Source organism: Bacillus sp. AFS073361 (assembly GCF_002567005.1).
GTDB lineage: Bacteria > Bacillota > Bacilli > Bacillales > Cytobacillaceae > Neobacillus.
Map to the genome: position 1 here is coordinate 160,789 of NZ_NUZU01000007.1, position 16,134 is coordinate 176,922.

The 16,134-nt window shown below is 41.0% G+C and carries 15 protein-coding genes; 11 read left to right on the top strand and 4 right to left on the bottom strand.

Features of this window, described 5'->3' with window-relative positions; translation table 11 throughout:
- Positions 1-48: 48 nt before the first annotated feature.
- Entirely contained in the window at positions 49-2,214 is a 2,166-nt protein-coding gene (locus COJ96_RS05160; protein ID WP_098571902.1) for a malate synthase G, read from the top strand.
- An 82-nt stretch (positions 2,215-2,296) separates the two neighbouring features.
- On the opposite strand, the gene COJ96_RS05165 is transcribed toward COJ96_RS05160, so the two are convergent.
- The gene (locus COJ96_RS05165; protein ID WP_098571903.1) at positions 2,297-3,886 is read right to left on the bottom strand and encodes an acetolactate synthase large subunit; all 1,590 of its coding nucleotides are present in this window, start codon (positions 3,884-3,886) and stop codon (positions 2,297-2,299) included.
- Positions 3,887-4,305: 419 nt separating this feature from the next.
- Between COJ96_RS05165 and COJ96_RS05170 the strand changes: the two genes are divergently transcribed.
- From COJ96_RS05170 to COJ96_RS05180, 3 genes are all read left to right on the top strand, one after another.
- On the top strand, positions 4,306-4,758 hold the full coding sequence (locus COJ96_RS05170; RefSeq protein ID WP_098571904.1) for a C40 family peptidase: 453 nt from the start codon (positions 4,306-4,308) through the stop codon (positions 4,756-4,758).
- 136 nt (positions 4,759-4,894) lie between these two features.
- Positions 4,895-5,830: an aldo/keto reductase gene (locus COJ96_RS05175; protein ID WP_098571905.1), complete on the top strand. Its 936-nt coding sequence runs from the start codon at positions 4,895-4,897 to the stop codon at positions 5,828-5,830.
- Between the two features lie 248 nt (positions 5,831-6,078).
- Positions 6,079-6,651, top strand: a complete 573-nt coding sequence (locus COJ96_RS05180; RefSeq protein ID WP_098571906.1) for a DUF2062 domain-containing protein — start codon at positions 6,079-6,081, stop codon at positions 6,649-6,651.
- On the opposite strand, the gene COJ96_RS05185 is transcribed toward COJ96_RS05180, so the two are convergent.
- Both COJ96_RS05185 and COJ96_RS05190 read right to left on the bottom strand, forming a co-directional pair.
- Positions 6,648-7,484, bottom strand: coding sequence for an SDR family oxidoreductase (locus tag COJ96_RS05185; protein WP_098571907.1), 837 nt, complete (start codon positions 7,482-7,484; stop codon positions 6,648-6,650). The genes COJ96_RS05180 and COJ96_RS05185 overlap by 4 nt on opposite strands.
- A gap of 119 nt (positions 7,485-7,603) precedes the next feature.
- A complete protein-coding gene (locus tag COJ96_RS05190; RefSeq protein ID WP_098571908.1) occupies positions 7,604-7,798 on the bottom strand; it encodes an alpha/beta-type small acid-soluble spore protein in 195 nt (64 codons plus the stop codon).
- Positions 7,799-7,983: 185 nt separating this feature from the next.
- Here COJ96_RS05190 and COJ96_RS28460 point away from each other — a divergent pair, with 185 nt between their 5' ends.
- Together COJ96_RS28460 and COJ96_RS05195 are read left to right on the top strand one after the other, a co-directional pair.
- Positions 7,984-8,133, top strand: coding sequence for a hypothetical protein (locus COJ96_RS28460; protein WP_180229976.1), 150 nt, complete (start codon positions 7,984-7,986; stop codon positions 8,131-8,133).
- A 21-nt stretch (positions 8,134-8,154) separates the two neighbouring features.
- Positions 8,155-9,279, top strand: a complete 1,125-nt coding sequence (locus COJ96_RS05195; RefSeq protein WP_098571909.1) for an NAD(P)/FAD-dependent oxidoreductase — start codon at positions 8,155-8,157, stop codon at positions 9,277-9,279.
- A 56-nt stretch (positions 9,280-9,335) separates the two neighbouring features.
- Here the strand turns inward: COJ96_RS05195 and COJ96_RS05200 are convergent, their stop codons facing one another.
- Positions 9,336-10,031, bottom strand: a complete 696-nt coding sequence (locus tag COJ96_RS05200) for a response regulator transcription factor (RefSeq protein ID WP_098571910.1) — start codon at positions 10,029-10,031, stop codon at positions 9,336-9,338.
- 145 nt (positions 10,032-10,176) lie between these two features.
- On the opposite strand from COJ96_RS05200, the gene COJ96_RS05205 reads away from it, so the two are divergent.
- The 5 genes from COJ96_RS05205 to yyaC all read left to right on the top strand — a co-directional run bounded on the left by COJ96_RS05205 (position 10,177) and on the right by yyaC (position 16,101).
- Positions 10,177-11,124, top strand: coding sequence for an alpha/beta hydrolase (locus COJ96_RS05205; RefSeq protein WP_257148436.1), 948 nt, complete (start codon positions 10,177-10,179; stop codon positions 11,122-11,124).
- Between the two features lie 28 nt (positions 11,125-11,152).
- A complete protein-coding gene (locus COJ96_RS05210) occupies positions 11,153-12,802 on the top strand; it encodes a flavin-containing monooxygenase (RefSeq protein ID WP_098571911.1) in 1,650 nt (549 codons plus the stop codon).
- A 262-nt stretch (positions 12,803-13,064) separates the two neighbouring features.
- Positions 13,065-14,147 carry a sulfate permease gene (locus COJ96_RS05215; RefSeq protein ID WP_098571912.1) on the top strand — a complete coding sequence of 361 codons (1,083 nt, stop codon included), beginning with the start codon at positions 13,065-13,067 and terminating at the stop codon, positions 14,145-14,147.
- Positions 14,148-14,316: 169 nt separating this feature from the next.
- Complete coding sequence (locus COJ96_RS05220; RefSeq protein ID WP_098571935.1) at positions 14,317-15,237, top strand: ketopantoate reductase family protein; 921 nt, start codon at positions 14,317-14,319, stop codon at positions 15,235-15,237.
- 180 nt (positions 15,238-15,417) lie between these two features.
- A complete protein-coding gene (gene yyaC, locus COJ96_RS05225; protein WP_257148437.1) occupies positions 15,418-16,101 on the top strand; it encodes a spore protease YyaC in 684 nt (227 codons plus the stop codon).
- The last annotated feature ends 33 nt before the right edge of the window (positions 16,102-16,134 follow it).

The window sequence follows — 16,134 nt, forward strand, 5'->3', positions numbered from 1 at the left end:
ATTTTGATCCGATGTAATGTTTAAACTACATAAGGGGGAATTGGTAAGATGTCAAACTATGTAAAAATAGGTAATCTTCAAGTAGCGGATGTACTTTATCATTTTATTAACGACAGCGCATTACCAGGCACGGGCTTAGACCGCGAGCAGTTCTGGACTGATTTTGAAGCACTCTTTGCTGATTTAACACCAATCAATAACCAATTATTAGATCGACGAGATGACCTTCAGCGTAAAATCAATACCTGGCATAGAATCAATAAATCCTTCCACTTTGAAAATTATCATTCTTTTTTGAAAGAAATCGGCTATTTAGAACCGGAGACTTCTGATTTTCAGATCAGCACGGAAAATGTGGATGAAGAAGTAGCCTTAAAAGCAGGGCCTCAGCTCGTCGTTCCTGTCGATAATGCCCGCTATGCACTAAATGCAGCTAATGCCCGCTGGGGAAGTCTCTATGATGCCTTATATGGGACGGATGCGATTAGTGAAGAAGAAGGTGCTAATCGTGCAGGGGCTTACAATCCGATTCGCGGAGAAAAAGTTATTGCTTTTGCAAGAGACTTCCTTGATCAAACCATCCCGCTCGAGCAGTTTTCTCATAAGGAGGCTGTCAAATATTCGATTGAAAATGGGAGATTAGCAGTTTTACTTGGGAATGGCGCGACCGTTGGGCTTCAAGATGAACCCAAATTCTGTGGCTACCAAGGGAATCCAGGCGAGCCTTCCACCATTTTACTGAAAAATAATGGTCTCTATTTTGAAATTCAAATCGACCCTGGCCATCCAATAGGAAAAACCGACCGAGCTGGCGTTAAAGATATTTTTATAGAGTCGGCTCTTACGACGATTATGGATTGCGAGGATTCCGTTGCCGCCGTGGATGCAGAGGATAAGGTCCTAGTATACTCCAATTGGCTCGGATTGATGAAAGGTGACTTAACAACTGCATTCACAAAAAATAATAAGACAATTACTCGCTCGCTTCAGCCTGACCGCACGTATATCTCACCAACTGGTGAGGAATTTGCCCTAAAAGGGCGTTCTCTCATGTTTGTCCGTATTGTCGGTCATTTAATGAAGAATCCTGCTATCCTAGATAAGGATGGAAACGAGGTACCAGAAGGGTTAATGGATACGGTCGTTACTAGTTTAATTGCCAAGCATTCTCTTTTGGCCAATGGTCCATATCAGAACTCTGCAAAGGGATCGATTTATATTGTTAAACCAAAAATGCATGGTTCTAAAGAAGTCGCTTTCGCCAATGAAACATTTAATCGCGTGGAAGATATGCTAGGACTGGAGCGGAATACGCTAAAGATTGGGGTCATGGATGAAGAGCGAAGAACGTCGTTGAACTTGAAAAATTGCATTGGTGAAGTAAGGGAACGAATTGTTTTCATTAATACTGGTTTCTTGGACCGGACTGGCGATGAAATCCATACTTCAATGGAAATAGGGGCCGTTATCCGGAAAAATGAAATGAAGTTCTCTACATGGCTGCAAAGCTATGAAAAATCCAATGTGTTTGTCGGGCTGGCAGCTGGTCTAAAAGGCCGTGCACAGATTGGGAAAGGAATGTGGGCAATGCCGGACCTTATGGCCGAAATGCTCAAGCAAAAAATCGGTCATCTGCAAGCAGGCGGGACAACGGCTTGGGTACCTTCACCAACTGCGGCGACCCTGCATGCGCTACATTATCATCAATTGGATGTCTCAAAGGTGCAGGATGAATTAGCAAAGGGTGTCCAGGAGGATTTAAGAGATGAGATATTAACTATACCTGTCGCTGAACAAACCAACTGGTCCGCCGAAGAAATTCAGCAAGAGCTTGATAACAATGCACAGGGAATCCTAGGCTATGTTGTTCGCTGGGTAGAAATGGGGGTTGGTTGTTCGAAGGTACCGGATATTAATCACGTTGGGTTGATGGAAGACCGTGCGACACTCCGGATTTCAAGCCAGCATATTGCCAACTGGCTCCATCATGGGATTTGTTCGAAGGAACAGGTACTGGAAACCCTAAAGAGAATGGCAAAGGTAGTCGACGAACAAAACGCGGGAGATCCGTCGTATCGTCCAATGGCTCTAGATTTAGATCAATCTGTAGCCTTTCAAGCAGCTTGCGACTTAGTATTTAAAGGATATAATCAGCCAAACGGATATACCGAACCGATTTTACATCAGCGCCGCATTGAAGCAAAAGCCCAATAGGGTGTCAGGCACCAAGAATAAAAACACGAGCAACTACATGAAACAGATGTAGTTGCTTTTTTTGGATGAATGAAATTGTAAATCAATTTTCTAAGGTAACCTCGATTAAGAAGATTTCCCCATCAGACTGCATTGCCTCATTAAAGATGTTTTCAAATTCATCAAGCGTACTCGCCCGCATACCTTTAATTCCGAAACTAGCGGCCAATTGGACAAAGTTCGGATTTTGGAACGTTACTCCGTAGTTTTCTCCGAACTTTTTGTCCATTTGCTGGACCTCAAGTTTTAACATCGAGTCATTTAATACAATGATTATGAACGAAAGTCCGAGTCGTTTAGCTGTCTCAATTTCTGCAAAATTCATTAAAGCACCACCATCCCCGGTAATGCAAATAACTAGGTCATCTGGACAAGCAAGCTTCGCCCCAATGGCACCAGGAATGGCGATCCCCATGGAAGCAAGCCCATTTGATATAACAAGCCGATTTGGCTTTTTCGGCTGATAGGTTCGCGCAATAGAAACCTTATGTGCCCCTACATCCGATATCATGATCGTATCCTCTGTTGTATGTGAATTAACGCAGTGGAGAACTTGCTCAATCGTAAAGGAAAGAGTGCCTGACACCAGCTGATCAATTTGATATGCAGTTTTAATTTGGTCCTTTAGCCCGCAGGAGGGAAGCCATGATTTCGTCGGAAGGGTGGATTGATTTAAAAGTTGCAAGGTGTTTCTTATGTTTCCGACCAGCTCCACCTCTACAGGATAATAGTCATTAATTTCTGAAGATAAAGAATCGATATGTAAGATAGGAAGTTTCTTCACATTCCAGTCTTTAGGCAGTTTTTCGACAAAGTCAAAGCCGATGACAATCAGGAGATCTGCCTCTTTTAATCCAGGTAACACTTCGTCATTTTCCTTAAAACCAAAGGTATAGTAATTAAGTGGATGTTCTTTTGAGAGCACTCCTTTTGCCATAAAACTATGGGTTACAGGGCATTGAAGGGTTTCGACAAAGGTCAGTAGTTCTGGGACTGCCTCTTGCCTGATTACACCATTTCCAACGATGACAAATGGTTTAAGATGTTTTTTGATAAGGGTACCTGCAGCTTCAATTGACTCTTGAGCCGGAACACATACAGGCAAGGATGTAACGGGTAAGGGACTACCGCCGATCATTTGATTTGAAAAGTTTTCTGGTAATGTAATGGCAACGGAACCCGGTTTCTCCATTTTTGCCATCTTGAATGCTTTTCGAACCTTCGCCGGCACTGTTTGGGATTCATTGATTTGTGTGCTCCATTTTGTTGCGGGTTCAAACATCGTCACAAGATCAAGGTATTGATGGGATTCCTTATGATGACGTTCCACACCTGCCTGACCAATGATGGCCACAACTGGGGAATGGTCAAGCCGAGCGCTGGCCATACCCGTTATTAAGTTGGCGGCGCCAGGTCCGAGCGTTGATAAGCATACACCAACTTTGTTTGACAACCTTCCATAGACGTCTGCCATAAATGCCGCTCCTTGCTCGTGCCTGACATTTATGTATTGAATTTGTGTCGATTTGGAAAGGGAATCAACGAGGTCTAGGACCTCCGTGCCAACAATTCCGAACACATATTCTACTCCTTCGTTTTCTAGACAATGGACAAGTACATCTGTTACCTTCATCAAATCCTCCTCGTCAATTTAATTTGGTTACCGATGATTTCTATAACCTCCGATTATTCAACGTGCACGTGAATCATACAAAACGAATGATTCCCGTTATCCTGATTTTTCACGCTTCACGGGGAACATACACTAGGTATGATTACCATTGCCCCAATTTTTCACCCTTTACCGGTAACATACACCAGGTATGATTACCATTTCCTCGATTTCTCAGCCTTCACGGTCACCATACGTTTCCTACACAATAGTATTCTTACCTAAATACCTATCTATTTTGTCTCTATTAATGAAAACTGATGATCTGCAAAAAAATATATCAATATAATTTTGTAATGATATTGTAATATTGCTGAGATGTCACTGTTACACCTTTCTAGTATATTTGACCTACCAAATCACACTAGGGGGTAACAATTATGCTAAAGAAATTCATCGTTGCATTTGTCATTATCGTTTCTTGTGGCTCTTTGTTTGCTAACATGGGTGATAAAGCGGAAGCGGCTTATTATCATACAAAGGCTATTTCGGTAGCAAAGTCTAATATTGGAGTACCATATCAATGGGGTGGAATGTCGCCCGGCGGATTTGATTGTTCAGGTCTTATTAAGTATTCCTATGCAAGGGCTGGAAAAACCTTAAATCGTACAGCGGCACAAATGTTTTATGGGAACGGACATCGTATATATTCAAATATACAACCAGGTGACTTAATGTTCTATGCTCCAACCAAGGCAAGTAAACCGACACATGTAGGGATGTACATCGGAAATGGTAAAATAATTATGGCTTCTTCATCAAAAGGAGTCATGATTACAAGCACTAATAACCCATATTGGCATTCAAGATACATTGGAACAAAACGCGTTTAAAGACCATCGATCCCTGATGGTCTTTTTTATACATAGAAAAATTCTAATATTTATTTGAAAAATTAAATCATTAACTTTGTATTCTTTTCTAATCGTTTGTTATCATCAAATTAGTAAAATAAGGGAGTGAACGCTAATGACTAAACATACTCGAATCGGGAAAACGGATTTATTTGTCAATCCAATTGGACTTGGTACCAATGCCGTTGGGGGTCATAATCTTTTTCCGAACTTAGATGAAGAAGCTGGCAGGGAGTTAGTTCGAACCGGTTTGGCTCATGGGATTAATTTCCTTGACACAGCATATGTCTATGGTTTAGGACGGTCCGAAGAAATCATCGGGGAAGTCGTGAAGGAAAGCGGAAATCGTTCAGAAATAGTCATCGCCTCCAAAGCAGCACATAAATTGATTGGAAATGAAATGGTTCTTGATAATTCACCAGCTTTTTTAAAACAAGCTGTCGAAGAGAGTTTAAGAAAGCTTCAAACCGATTACATCGATTTATTTTATATCCATTTTCCCGATCAGGATACACCGAAGGACGAAGCTGTTGGGGCCTTAAAGCAATTGAAGGATGAAGGAAAAATTAGAGCAATCGGGGTATCTAATTTTTCAATTGATCAACTAAAAGAAGCTAATAAAGATGGTTATGTTGATGTCTACCAAGGGGAATATAACCTGCTAAGCCGTGGTGCAGAACGGGAAATATTCCCATACGTTACCGACCAGCAAATCTCATTCGTTCCCTTTTACCCATTAGCATCTGGATTATTAACTGGTAAGTATTCTCGAGAGACGAATATCAATGAAAAGAACCGTAAAAGACCACAGTTTAAAGAAGGCGTTTTCGAACAAAACTTGCAAAAGATTGAACAGGTCCGTAAAATTGCATCAGAAAAGGGTGCTGAAATTGCCCAAGTGATTCTTGCCTGGTATCTGTACCGCCCATGCATCGATGTAATTATTCCTGGTGCAAAGCGAGCAGACCAAGTGCTTCATAATCTAAAAACCTTACAGATCCAATTAACAACTGAAGAGATTCAAGAAATTGATCGAATTTTCCCATCCTAAAGGAAAAGTCGTGAATAGTGATTTTTTATCACCTTTCACGGCTTTTTTTTCATTAAAAAAGGCATAATAAGAATCATTCCTTTTTAATTGAAGTGGTATGTGGGAAAATTATCCTTGGTAATTTATGAGTTCGCTTACAATTATCTTAATTTTTCTTTATTTAATGTTATGATAAAGGTATTAGTTAAATCGCCCTAAACACGATGCTATTTAGTCACGAAAATCTGATATAAAAAGGAAGTCTTCGTATGAACCTTAAACACAAAAAGTATCCTTTTTTTAAGCGAATTGGACGAGCATTTAAGTTGAATTTTATAAAATTGCTTCGTTCTCCAGGTGGAGCCAAAAAAGTTTCGTTGGGATTTGCAATTGGTTTTGGCTTAGAAATGATTGTTCTTTCAACAGCTTCCCTTGTTTATATCGTATTTTTACCAATGGTTCGAATGGCAAGAGGTTCCTTGCCAGCGGCGATTATCGGAAATGTAATCGGAAAACTATCCTTTCTACCAGTATTACTCCTACCTTTAGCTAAGACTATCGGTAAACTGATTTATCCTATAAACGAGAGTATAGGGCATAAGTCCCCTTTTTCGTTTGAACAGTTGATGCAAGGAGATTTCCGCAGTGTAGTCAGTTTACTTCACGGTGGTGTCCATGTGTTAATTGGAATGACGATTTTTGGCATCATTCTTGGGATTATTTCTTACTTCTTTGTTCATTATTTTTATGAAAAAGAAAAAACGAAAAGACTTGCAAGGATTCGTGATAAACAAGCCCTTCGAAAAAATAACCTTGTTATGATTGATGCGACCAATAATTAAGATTTAAGTCGCTTGAGAATAATTGCTTCTAATAGTTTCCACGGCAGCAAATTTTTTAGCTTCAACATCGTCTTCACACCAGCCCCGATGGGATACCTAAGGCTTGGTGATTGGGGCTGAGAAGCAATTTTTGCTGCCAACTTGGCAACCTCGATGGGATTACCATGCTTGGCCTTACCGCCCTCAATTTCATGTAGTAAACTTTCCATATAGGATAGGTATGGGGACTCAGGATTGACTTCCATTCCGTCCACACTTGCCCAAATATTGGTTTGATAGGATCCAGGTTCAATGAGGGAAACGTCGATCCCAAATGGTTTCAACTCAAGTCGCAGGCTTTCGCTATAACCTTCAAGAGCGTGCTTAGAAGCGACATAAGCAGATAATCCTGGGAATCCTAGTCTCCCACTAATGCTGCTGATATTGATAATTCTGCCCTGTTTCCTTGCCCGCATCAAGGGCAAAACTGCTTTAGTGACAGCAATCACTCCGAACAGATTTGTTTCGAATTGACTCCTAAACTCGTCAATTGAAAGCTCCTCGCTAAAACCCCCAAGGGCAAATCCGGCATTGTTTACTAATACGTCGATAGCTGGGTACTCGTTGAGAATCCCTTGAAAATGTTGAATGGAATCACTGGAAGTGACATCAAGCGGTTGAACATGAATCAAATCCTCGACATTGTTTTCTTTAGCAAGAGTGAATAACGACTCTGATTTATTGATATCCCTCATGGTTGCGATCACTGTAAAGCCTTTTGCTGCCAATTCAATCACAGTTAGCATCCCGAAGCCGCTTGAAGTCCCTGTAACAATCGCTGTTCGTTGTATCATGATTTCCTCCTTGACTTCCTTTTCTTCTATATTAAACGTAAAATAGCGATGGTTGTATATCTAAAATCGAAAAAGGCTGTCCCAAAATCCGTGGGACAGCCTTTGATTGAAATCATCCGTTATTGATTTTGATGATTTCTGAGGGTTTGTTCAGCATAAGCAACAAGACGTTTCGTCATTTCGCCGCCGACTGAACCGTTTGCTCGTGCGGTCGTATCAGCACCAAGTTGAACTCCAAACTCGTTGGCAATCTCTTGTTTCATTTGATCTAAAGCATTGTCAGCTCCAGGAACCAATAGTTTGTTTCTAGCCATGATACATCACTCCCGACGAAGTTTTTTGAGCAATATGTCATTGCTCGTATATAATTTAACCGATTATTATTATTTTCATTAAAAGTACACTAGGAATTCGAGAGGGTGACCACAGGGAATAGTGTCCCAAGGGTAGGGAATATTACCCTTATAGTTGGGTATACATTTAATTGAGAAAGTGAGTGATGAATGATATGATTGAATTTCCGAAAAATCTTTATTGTGAAAAGTGCGGCAAAGAAACCGAGCATATGGTACGTGAGGATGCATTAGAGATAGAATATACTTGTACCGAATGTAAGAATGAACAAGAAATTATTAAGTCCTTTTTTTAAAAAATGTGAAACAGGTGTGTTATGCAGAAAATAATCGTAATAGGAGCAGGAATACTTGGTGCATCGACCGCCTATCATCTTGCGAAATTAGGTGCAAATGTAACATTGGTTGATCGAGCTGACTCGGGACAGGCGACTGATGCCGCTGCCGGGATTGTTTGTCCTTGGCTTTCACAGCGGCGTAACAAAGCTTGGTACCAGTTAGCCAAAGGAGGAGCTCGTTATTATCCAGAATTAATTGCTCAACTAGAGGCAGATGGAGAGAGAGAAACTGGATACCAACAGGTTGGTGCAATCAGTTTACATACGGATCTGAATAAACTCGAACAAATGGCGGAACGAGCGAAAAAACGTCGCGAAGATGCTCCTGAAATCGGAGAAATTACGATACTATCGCCGTCTGAAACAAAGCGTCTATTCCCACCATTATCGGAGGAATATGGGGCTGTTCATGTGAGTGGGGGAGCACGGGTTAATGGAAGGGCATTGCGTGATTCATTAATACGCGCTGCCACAAAACAAGGAGTTATACTTCTCCACGGGAATGCGTCCCTAGAGATGCAGGGGAATCAAGTCATTGGGATTAAGATTGTAGATATAATATATCCTGCAGATCAGGTAATTCTGACCGCCGGTGCATGGTCTAACGAGCTTTTGCAGCCATTAGGTGTGGAGTTTTTAGTCCAACCTCAAAAAGCGCAAATCATTCATCTGGAAATACCCAAGACGGATACAGGCCAATGGCCAGTGGTTATTCCGCCTCAAAACCATTACATCCTTACGTTTGAAAATGGCCGAGTTGTTGTTGGGTCGACCCATGAAAACGAGGCTGGATTTGACACGCGTATAACAGCTGGTGGAATTCATGAGATATTAAACAAAGCTCTAGAAACAGCGCCTGGTCTTGCAGAATGCTCATATCTTGAAACAAGAGTTGGTTTTCGTCCGTTCACCCCAGGCTTTTTGCCTGTATTTGGGGCGTTGCCACGATTTGAAGGAATCTATTTAGCCAATGGTCTGGGGGCTTCGGGGTTAACGAGCGGTCCGTATCTTGGTGCAGAACTAGCCAAACTAGTCGTAGGTCAACAAACAGAAATTGACCCGAAAAACTATGCCGTGGATGGAGCACTTGCACCAGTTAAATAAAAAAAGCACCCTATTTGGGTGCATAAGACCATTGTTAATAAAGCGCTTTCAAAAAACTACGTGATAATTCCCCTGCGGAATAGTTCGCCAATCGCATGGGAACGATTTTGAACGCCAAGTTTTTTAATCGCTGTTTTTACATATTGTTTGACTGTTAATTCGCTAATTTTCATTAAATCTGCCATTTCCTTTGTGCTTTCTCCCCAAGCAATTCTGCGCATCACTTCAAGTTCCCGCTTACTTAAAAATTGTGGATCCTCCACACTTTCGGATTTCTCAAGAAACTTTCCAACTTCTTTTCCATAATGAGTGAAGGAGGAAAGAAGAATTTCATCTATCCTAGATCCTTTTATAAATTCATTCGTGCAAATATAACCAATAATCACCGAACGAAAACAGATAGGGACAACCACAACCGAATGTACACTCGAGGATGTTATGTATTTACTACTTGTCTGCTTCAAATACTCAATTCCTGAACAATACTTCGCTTTCTTTTCATGAATCGCTGAGTAAATAATCGGCAGGGAACGGACATCATCCCGAATATCCCCAATATGTACCAACCCCTCAGCGGTCAATAAAATAATACCTTCACCAAGGAAGCCTAACGGGGAAAATCTAAATAAATAGGCATTCCTGACGGGATAAAGCTCCATGTAGACATCAAGAATTTTAAATAATCGTTCTTCATGGCACGTTGCTTCCTCTAATTTTTGAATTTGTTGCTGAAAGGTATACTGAGATGTCAAATTATCATCTCCTTTTAGGGGATATAACACATCTAAAATTAGGAATATTCAAATTATACAAAAAATTATATTCTTTAGATAGACTTTTAAGAAAATCTTTTCTTTGAAAGTTAAAAAAATCCTCATTAGGAAAGGAAGATGTTCTTTGGCCAATTTAGATCCGCAAGCAAAAGCTTATTTAGAAATTTTTAGTCAGATGCCATTGATCCAGACATTAGATGCACAAACCGTTAGAGAAATGTTTGCTTTAGCCCCTCCTGTTGAGGTAGAGTTGGCGCCGCTTGCGAAGGTAGAGGACCGAATGATTCCTGTAGCAGATAATGCGGAAATCAAGGTTAGGATTTACACACCGGAAGGCCAAGGACCATTTCCACTGTTTATCTACTATCATGGCGGCGGCTGGGTAATTGGTGATCTTGAGACGGCAGATCCTAGCTGCCGAATGATCGCCAATCAAACAGGAAGAGTAGTCGTTTCTGTGGATTATAGGCTTGCACCTGAATATAAATTCCCTATCCCTGTAGAGGACTCTTATGCTGCATTAAAGTGGGTTAGTGAAAATGCAGCGGCATTAAATGGAAACGCTTCCAACTTAGTGGTTGGCGGTGATAGTGCTGGTGGGAATCTTTCTGCAGTCGTTTCGTTAATTGCAAAGGAACAAAACGGTCCAGAGGTTGCGGCACAAGTTCTTATTTATCCAGTAACAGCATTAGGATATGACACCAAATCATATGAAGAGTTTCAACAGGGGTTTGGGTTGGATCGAGACTTAATGAAATGGTTTGGCAACTACTATATTAACAATGAAGAGGATACAAAAAATAAATACATCGCTCCATTATTGGCAGACGATTTAAGCAATCTTCCGCCGGCATATGTCATTACTGCAGAAAATGATGTCCTAAGAGATGAAGGTTTAGCCTATGCTGAACGCCTAAAGCAAGCAGGGATCAAGGTTGAATCAATTATTGAAGAGGGACTTGTGCATGGTTATTTTACAAATATGGCGGTATTTCCAGAGCGGATTAAAGGATCTATTTCTAAATTCGCCAAGTTTCTAAGTGAAATTGACCAAAGGGTTGGCAGGGTTTAATGAATAATTTAGATCCTGGAGGAGGAGTATGATGAAATCTATGAAACAATCGAATCATGTTGCTAATTACGACGCTGTTGTTGTCGGGGCAGGTTTTTCGGGGTTATATACGCTTCATCGCTTACGTGAGGCTGGTTTCTCTACCCGTGTTTTTGAGGCGGGGGATGGTGTTGGCGGTACATGGTATTGGAACCGTTATCCGGGAGCACGCTGTGACTCAGAAAGCATCTATTATAACTATACGTTTTCAGAAGAACTCTATAAGGAATGGACCTGGACCTCTAGATATCCCGAGCAGCCAGAGATCCTGCGTTACTTAAACTTTGTCGCGACTAAGTTTGATCTTCGCCGTGATATCCAATTTAAGACACGGATTAACGCAGCACATTATAACGAAGAGTCGAATAGATGGCTGATCTATCTAAATGATGGGACGAGTGTAACAGCCAAGTTCTTTATCACGGGTGTTGGTTGTCTATCAGCCGCCAATATTCCAAACTTTAAAGGAATCCAAAATTTCAAAGGCGAGTGGTACCACACGGGGCATTGGCCGCATGAAAAAGTTGATTTCAAGGGGAAGCGGGTAGGGATTATTGGAACGGGGTCAACTGGTGTTCAGGCCATCCCAGTCATCGCACAAGAGGCCAAGCACCTTACCGTCTTTCAGCGGACACCACAGTACTGCGCTCCAGCGCGAAATCATCCGTATGACCCAGAGTACATCCGGAAGACGAAGGAGAATTTCAGCGAAATCAAACGTCAAATGCGTGAATCTCAGGGCGGCCAGCCAGTGCCAGTACCTACTAAATCAGCATTAGAAGTCACCGCCGAGGAGCGTGAGCTGGTCTACGAAGAGGCGTGGGAGAAAGGTGGATTAGGGCTGTTTAGCGCTTATTATGATATTACGATTAATGAAGCAGCCAACGAAACTGTGGCCGAATTTATCCGGAACAAAATCTGTCAAATCGTCGAAGACCCTAATGTAGCCGAAAAACTCCTGCCAAGCTATTTTTATGGGACAAAGCGGCCGATCATTGACACAAATTATTATGAAACGTATAACCGTGACAACGTCACATTAGTAGACGTAAAGAAGGCACCTATTGAGGAAATTACTCCTAATGGGCTCCGAACATCAGACGGGGAGTATGAATTGGACACACTTGTTTTTGCGACAGGATACGATGGAATGACAGGGCCATTGTTGAAAATGGATATTCGAGGTAAAGACGGTGTCACACTGAAGGAGAAATGGGCAGGGGGAGCACAGACAAAGACCTATCTTGGAATCGCCAACGCTGGGTTTCCAAATATGTTCATGATTACTGGACCGGAAAGTCCTTCGGTTCTAAGTAACATGCCTGTCTCGATTGAGCAGCATGTCGAATGGATTACTGATTGTATTGAGTATATGCAAAAACATGGTGTGGAAACAATTGAAGCGAATGTCGACGCGGAGGAAGCATGGAGTAAGCATTGCCGGGAAGTGGCTGAATCCACGCTCTTTACAAAAACTGACTCATGGTACACTGGTGCAAATATTCCTGGGAAGCCGCGTGGATTCTTGATTTATTTAGGCGGAGTCGGCGTATACCGACAAAAATGTGATGAGATTGCAGCGAATGGATATGAGGGTTTTTCATTACTCTCCTCATCCCAAACTGTTGATCTGGCTTAGCAGGTGATTAATTATCTTTGAAAAAAGAGTCCTCGGACTCTTTTTTTTATGCAAAAAAGTCGTTTAGTCGATAAAATGAACGAGATTACCACTTTTTTTAGAAAATTCAAAGACATCTGAAATAATTTATTGATTATTGTGGGGGAGAGCGGTATAATATTCAACATATTAAATTATTCCTACCTGAATAGTGTGAATTGGAACTGGAACGAGAATGTAGTTTACCAGTTTTATAGATTGTGGACATAAGGGGAGATTCTACATGGTTTGGACGTCTATTGCTTTTATAATTGCTTTTTTCTTTGCGATGAATATTGGAGCAAGCGGGACGGCAGCATCGATGGGGTCAGCTTATGGTGCAGACGCCATAAAGAGTAAGCGCCTGGCCATGGTGCTAGTGGCGATGGCTGCTTTCCTAGGGGCAGTACTTGGCGGCGGTGAGGTTGTGAAAACAATTGGAGAGGGAATTATTCCTTCTAATCTCCTAACGATTAAATTAGTCGTTCTAATCCTCGCCGGAGCTACATTGACTTTATTTATTGCAAATATTATTGGAATTCCCCTTTCGACAAGTGAGGTTACTGTTGGATCAATCGTAGGAGCTGGGGTCGCTTATAAAAGTTTGTACATAAATAATTTGTTAGTCATTGTTTTATTTTGGGTGGTTGTTCCAATTGTTTCTTTTCTCATTACATTTATCCTTGGAAAAGTCATTTCTGCGGCTGAGAAACGCTGGGTTGGTCTAACGAAAAATGGCAAATGGAAAAAATGGCTGGCTGTTTTACTTGTCGTGGGGGGCTGTTTAGAGGCTTTTTCGGCTGGGATGAATAATGTCGCGAACGCTGTTGGTCCTCTTGTAGGGGCCGGGATGATTTCTACCACTAAAGGAATCTGGTTTGGCGGGCTCTTTGTTTCATTAGGAGCTATTTTACTAGGGAATAGGGTTTTGGAAACGAATGGGAAGAAGATTACTAGATTGTCTTTACTGGAGGGAAGTGCAGTTTCCTTTACAGGAGGTACCCTGGTGATTGTGTCATCCTTATTTGGACTCCCGATTCCGCTGACACAAGTAACGACTTGCGGTATTTTGGGTGTTGGTGCTGCACAAAAAGGGTTTGGCATTTGGCAGAAATCCATTATTCAGAGAATTCTTAAAGTCTGGCTTATTTCACCACTAGCTTCGCTTGTTATATCATATATACTTGTGAATTTGTTAGTGGAGATTAATATTTATAATATCATTATCATTTTAAGCACATTGATCGCAACCGTGGGAGCGTTCAGTCTTTCAGCTAACATCCGCAAGGAGAATAGTACCATTCATGATGATGGTGGTGGAATATAAATAAAAAATTTTAGAATCCTCTGTTGGTATCCATGCAACAGAGGTTTTATTTTTTTAAATAAGATGAAATAAATTACTTGTAGTAAAATAGTTTATATAAATGTTTTGATCCTTTTAGAAAATTTTTTTACATATATTGGACAATTATGGGGAAGGAATGAAATTCGTTATGGAGATAAAGAAGGTTTCAATCATTGGTTTAGGGGCATTAGGAATCCTATATGCACATCATTTATCGAAGAAAATGCCAAAGGCAGATATACGTATCATCGCAGATCGGGAAAGGATTCATCGATATGAAAATGAACATGTCTTCTGTAACGGAGAACGCTGCGATTTCAATTACCTGACACCCGAAGAATCATGCGAGCCGGCAGATTTGTTGATCTTTACGGTAAAATTTGACGGTTTAAAAGATGCAATTCAATCGGTCAGGCATCATGTGGATGAGGAGACGATAATATTATCTGCGTTAAATGGAATTTCTAGTGAGGCTTTGATTGGAGAGACCTTCGGGGATGAACATATTTTATATTGTGTTGCCCAAGGAATGGATGCTGTGAAAGTGGGAAATCAGCTCACCTATGACCATATGGGTATCCTTTGTTTTGGAGAACGTGAACCTGGTGTAATATCTGATAAGGTTAAACGTGTTGCCGCCTTTTTTGATAAAGTAGAACTTCCCTATGAGATCGAAACGAATATGGTAAAACGGCAATGGGGTAAATTTATGTTAAATGTGGGGGTCAATCAAACCGTAGCCGTCTATCAGAGTAATTATGGAGAGATTCAGCGTGATGGGGAAGCACGAAAGATAATGATTGGAGCGATGAGAGAGGTCATCGCGCTTTCTGAAAACGCTGGAATTCATTTAACAGAAGCTGATTTAGATTATTGGCTAAGTGTATTGGCCACTTTAAGTCCAGACGGAAAACCGTCAATGGCTCAAGATATCGAAGCCAAACGCCACAGCGAAGTAGAATTGTTTGCCGGTACAGTCCTGAACCTAGCCCATCAATACGGGCTATCAACACCCATAAATCAGCAACTGTATGACCGGATTCGTACCATAGAAAGCCAATACGATTAAAACATGGTGCCTGACACCTATTTCTCAAAAATTATGGTGTCAGGCACCATTTTGTTACAGAAATGTGAACTTGTCTGATTTTTTTTGTAATTTTTATATGAGTGGGTATGGAAGGTTTTAGTCTTACTATCATAAAATATGTGTAGATGTGTAAAAATTCTCGAGAGAAGTGTAGGTATCATGACGGCAGGAAAATGGACAGATTTAGGGAACTACAACTTGAGAAGAGGGTTGATGCTAATGTGGCCTTTTGACGGCAAGAAAAAGTCGGTAGAAAAGGCGGGGAAATCATGCTATTTTTCCGTAAAAGAGACCACAGAAGGTTACAAGTTTAATGAATTTGTTAATAAACTGAAAGAAGTTCTTAGCAATACCTCAAGGGAAGTCATTTTCTTATGTGTGGGTTCCGATCGTTCGACCGGAGACTCACTGGGGCCGATAGTAGGAACGATGCTGAAAGAAATGGATCTTCCATTCCCTGTATATGGCACTTTAGAAAAACCAGTTCATGCCTTAAATATTAACAAGATACTGAAAGAAATTAATCAAACGCACAACAATCCTTTTATTTTGGGGATTGATGCTTGTTTGGCAAATGAGAGGCAAATTGGGTTTATTTTTTTAAAAGAAGGCTCATTAATCCCTGGGATGGCTGTCAATAAAAAGCTGCCACATGTGGGTGAATACCATATGAAGGCAGTGGTTAATTACCTAGACCCGCTGTCGCCAGCACAATCTTTAAATAATACCAGATTATTTACGGTCATGACCATCGCCGAAGTGATGTCAAAGATTATTACGCAAGCTGTTTTAGGAGAGGCTTCATTGTGTAAAAAATCAATTGAAAATCTCCCTAGATCATAAAGTTACTTACCCAACTATTTTTTCTATTGGAAA